The sequence below is a fragment of the Thermoleptolyngbya sp. M55_K2018_002 genome, assembly GCF_015295965.1.
In the GTDB taxonomy this organism is placed as follows: domain Bacteria; phylum Cyanobacteriota; class Cyanobacteriia; order Elainellales; family Elainellaceae; genus Thermoleptolyngbya; species Thermoleptolyngbya sichuanensis.
Genome location: NZ_DVEA01000344.1, coordinates 1 through 3,540 on the forward strand (window position 1 = coordinate 1; position 3,540 = coordinate 3,540).

A 3,540-nucleotide genomic window follows, 5' to 3' on the forward strand; every position below is an offset into this window, starting at 1 on the left:
TCACGACCTGCTCCGCCGCCAGCTTGCCCGCGAAGGCTATACCGTCCACAGCGCCCTCACCGCCGAAGAGGGGCTGGCCCTGGCGCAAAGCATCCGCCCCATCGCCATTACGCTAGACGTGATGATGCCCAAAATGGATGGCTGGATGCTGCTGTCGGCGTTTAAGAGCAATCCAGACCTGGCCAATATTCCCGTGATTATGCTGACGATGCTGGACAACAAGAACATGGGCTATGCGCTGGGTGCGTCGGACTATTTAATCAAGCCGATCGATCGCCACCAGTTGCTCTCAGCGTTGAAAAAGTATACGTGCGATCGCCCTGCCTGTCCCATTCTGGTGGTGGAAGACGACCCCACCAACCGCGACCTGCTGCGCCAGCTTTTGGAAAAAGAACACTGGCAGGTGATCGAAGCCGAAAACGGGCGTGTGGCCCTAGAAAAGCTTCAAACCGTCCAGCCAGAGCTAATCCTGCTGGATCTGATGATGCCGGAACTGGACGGTTTTGGTTTCGTCGCAGAATTACAGCGCCACGAAGCATGGCGATCGCTCCCGGTCATTATCATCACCGCCAAAGACATTACGGCCGAAGACCAGTTTCGACTGCGCGGCTACGTTGAACAAATCCTGCAAAAAGGAGCCTACAGCCAAGAAGACCTGCTGGTGAGAATCCGTCAGTTGGTGGCTGCCTGCCAGCAATCCGCATGACAGCCAGGATTGAGAGATAAAGAGATGATGGGAGGAGAAGCTGAAAAATGCCTAAGATACTCTTGGTAGAAGACAACGAAATGAACCGGGATATGCTCTCGCGGCGGCTGCTGCGGCGGGGCGCGGAGGTGCTGATTGCAACAGATGGAGCGCAAGGAGTCGAAATGGCGCAGGCGGAGCGGCCGGACTTGATTTTGATGGACATGAGCCTGCCCGTGATGGACGGCTGGGAGGCAACGCGCACGCTCAAGGCGGCATCGGAAACGAAGGAAATTCCAATTATTGCCCTGACAGCCCACGCAATGGCGGGAGATCAGGAAAAGTGTCGAGAGGCGGGATGTGATGATTACGATACGAAGCCTGTAGACTTTGCGCGGCTAACGAGCAAAATTCAGGCGATTTTGGGGGAAGGCTCGCTGAAATGACTCCTGAGCAAGGCGTTCTGCTAGTTGTCGATGATAACGAGATGAACCGCGATTTGCTGTCTCGGCGGCTCCAGCGCCAGGGGCATACGATTGTGACGGCGACTAATGGGCGCGAAGCCATTGACAAGATGCGATCGCAGCCCTTTGACCTCGTACTTTTGGACGTGATGATGCCGGAGCTAAACGGCTACGAAACGCTGGAGCAGTTGAAGCAAGACCCCGACCTGCGCCATATTCCGGTGATCATGATTTCGGCGCTGGATGACATTGAGAGCGTCGTGCGCTGCATCGAACTAGGGGCCGAAGATTACCTGTTTAAGCCGTTTAACCCGACGCTGCTGAAGGCGCGAATCGGCGCGTGTCTGGAGAAAAAGCGGCTGCGCGACCAGGAACAGTCCTACCTGAAGCTCATCCAGGCGGAGCAGGAAAAATCTGAACGGCTGCTGCTGAACGTGTTGCCCAAGGCGATCGCCGACCAGCTCAAGCAAGGCTCCCAAACCATCGCCGATAACTTCACTGAAGTCACCGTCCTGTTTGCCGATTTAGTGAACTTTACAGAACTTTCCTCCAAGCTCTCCCCCGCAGAACTGGTGGCGCTGCTGAACCAGATTTTTTCGACCTTCGACCAGCTTGCAGAACTGCATGGTCTAGAGAAAATCAAAACCATTGGCGATTCCTATATGGTCGTCGGCGGGCTACCCTTGCCCCAGGCGGGCCATGCAGAGGCGATCGCCCAGATGGCGCTGGATATGCAAAAGGCGATCGCCCAGATCAACATCAGCCACATCCACCCTAGCTTTGGCCCCCTGCAAATGCGCGTCGGCATCAACACCGGCCCCGTCGGCGCAGGGGTCATCGGCATCAAGAAATTCACCTACGACCTCTGGGGCGACACGGTGAACATCGCCAGCCGCATGGAGTCGCTCTCGCTGCCCGGCCGCATCCAGGTCAGCGCCACCACCTACGAACGCCTCCAAGACAAGTTCCAATTCGAGAAGCGAGGCCCCATCGAGGTCAAGGGCAAAGGCGAGATGACCACGTACTTTTTGCTGGGAAGCTAGCAGGGGAAAAAAGAAGAGAGAAGAACGAAGAACGAAGAGAGAAAAATTTTCGTTCTTCGTTCTTCCTTTTTCGTTCTTTGTTTTTCCTTCTTCCTTCCTACGCCATACTGAGCGACATCAGTTCGTCCGACATTTCAAAATTAGCCGTGACGGACTGAACATCGTCCAGGTCTTCCAGCGCATCCATCAGCCGCAAGAGGTCAGAAGCCTGGGCGGGGTCGCTGACTTCGACGCTGTTGTTTGGGAACCAGCGCGGCTCTGCCTGGATGACCGGATAGCCCCGGTCTTTGAGAGCTTGGGTCAGGGCTTCCAGGTTGGTCGGATCGGTGAAGACTTCCGCACCGGGAATGTCGTCTTCTAGCGAAATTAGCTCATAGGACTCTGCGCCACCTTCCAGAGAGGCTTCCAGCAGGTCATCCTCGTCAATCACAGGCAGTTCCTTTTTGCTGGCGGGCGGTGGTGCTTTCACCGTCACCACGCCCTTTTGCTCAAACATCCAGCCGACGCAGCCCGTCTCGCCCAGGTTGCCGCCGCGCTTGCTGAAGGCGGCCCGCAGGTCGCCGGCGGTGCGGTTGCGGTTGTCGGTCAGCGCTTCGATCAGGATGGCGATGCCGCCGGGGCCATAGCCCTCATACCGAATGGCTTCCAGGTTGTCGCCCGCCAGTTTGCCAGACCCTTTGGCGATCGCCCGCTCGATATTGTCATTGGGAATGCCCGCTGCCTTGGCATTTTCAATCGCCGTGCGGAGCTGAAAGTTACCCGCCGGATCAGGCACGCCATTTCGCGCGGCAATGATAATTTGTCGAGAAATTTTTGCGAACGTCTTGCCCTTGACGGCATCCACGCGAGCCTTTTGCCGCTTAATGTTCGCCCACTTACTATGTCCTGCCATGCACTCGATCGATAAAACGCTTCTCTACTCGTTCCCGGAAGTGAGTTCCCGGAGGTGAGTTCCGGGAGTTCTCGAAGACTCCCGAAACCTGTCTCTGAAATCCGTCTCTGAAGTTGTGTTGCAGTTGTGTTGCAGTTGTGTTGCGCCCCGGAGCCTGCCAAAGCAGCCTACCCAACGCAAACACTATCCTAGAATAACTAGCCTCAGATTCAACTGGAGGACACTCCGATGGTTGTTTCAGAATTGCAACGGTCTCAGACTTCCGCAGCGCCACAGTGGGCGATCGCCCTGCCGCCCGCCCTCCGCACCTGGCTAGAAGCAGCATTCAGTCAGCTATCCGTTCCCCTTTGCCTGGATTTTTGGGGACGTGAGCAACTCTGGATTCACTGCAATGCCGACGAGCCGCCGCCTGTGACCCTCCAGATTCGGCATCCCGGCATCGTGCGATCGCTCCTG

At 56.6% G+C, this 3,540-nt stretch carries 5 protein-coding genes; 4 read left to right on the forward strand and 1 reads right to left on the reverse strand.

Annotated features, from left to right (window positions below; genetic code table 11):
• The 3 genes from IGS51_RS17480 to IGS51_RS22420 form a co-directional block, all read left to right on the forward strand.
• On the forward strand, nucleotides 1-706 hold a 706-nt coding region (locus tag IGS51_RS17480), incomplete at its 5' end, for a response regulator (protein ID WP_297080093.1).
• 47 nt (nucleotides 707-753) lie between these two features.
• A complete protein-coding gene (locus IGS51_RS17485) occupies nucleotides 754-1,131 on the forward strand; it encodes a response regulator (protein ID WP_297080094.1) in 378 nt (125 codons plus the stop codon).
• A complete protein-coding gene (locus tag IGS51_RS22420; RefSeq protein WP_367279368.1) occupies nucleotides 1,128-2,192 on the forward strand; it encodes an adenylate/guanylate cyclase domain-containing protein in 1,065 nt (354 codons plus the stop codon). The genes IGS51_RS17485 and IGS51_RS22420 overlap by 4 nt, the downstream gene beginning before the upstream one ends.
• A 97-nt stretch (nucleotides 2,193-2,289) precedes the next feature.
• On the opposite strand, the gene IGS51_RS17500 is transcribed toward IGS51_RS22420, so the two are convergent.
• The gene (locus IGS51_RS17500; RefSeq protein WP_297080095.1) at nucleotides 2,290-3,084 is read right to left on the reverse strand and encodes a YebC/PmpR family DNA-binding transcriptional regulator; all 795 of its coding nucleotides are present in this window, start codon (nucleotides 3,082-3,084) and stop codon (nucleotides 2,290-2,292) included.
• Between the two features lie 228 nt (nucleotides 3,085-3,312).
• On the opposite strand from IGS51_RS17500, the gene IGS51_RS17505 reads away from it, so the two are divergent.
• Nucleotides 3,313-3,540: hypothetical protein (locus IGS51_RS17505; protein ID WP_297080096.1), on the forward strand; the 228-nt coding region annotated here is incomplete at its 3' end.